The following is a 485-nucleotide window of genomic DNA, read 5'->3' on the forward strand; positions in this document are numbered from 1 at the left end:
GTTAGTGCGAGTAAGTCAAAAATTGATGCCAATTATGCATCTGTAAATGAGCAATCAGGAATTTTTGCAGGGGATGATGGTTATCAAATTAATGTAAAAAATAACACCGATTTAAAAGGTGCAATGATTACATCGACTCAAAAAGCAGAAGATACAGCTAAGAACTCACTGATTACAGGGACTTTAACAAAATCTGATATTAAGAACGTGAGTGACTATGATGCTAAAGGCATTGGGGTAAGTGCTGGTTTTAATGCTGGAAAAGCGAAAGAGCAAGGTCAGGAAGGAAAGAAACAACCAGATACCGTGCTTTCTTCACCAAATCAAATTGATCAACATACTTCATATCAAACAGGTGTAAGTAAATCTATAGGCTTTGGTTCAGATGCTGAAAAAGATAGTAGTGTAACCAAGAGTGGAGTGAATACTAAGAACATTACTATTACAGACGTTGATGGTCAGCAAGCACTTACGGGACAAACAGC

Annotated in this window: 1 pseudogene; it reads left to right on the forward strand. The window is 37.1% G+C overall.

Annotated features, from left to right (window positions below):
• Positions 1-485 (forward strand): annotated as a pseudogene (locus tag SKM54_RS12365) (VENN motif pre-toxin domain-containing protein); the annotation flags it as partial.

Origin of the sequence: Acinetobacter faecalis (genome assembly GCF_034187745.1) — a bacterium.
Taxonomy (GTDB): Bacteria; Pseudomonadota; Gammaproteobacteria; order Pseudomonadales; family Moraxellaceae; genus Acinetobacter; species Acinetobacter faecalis.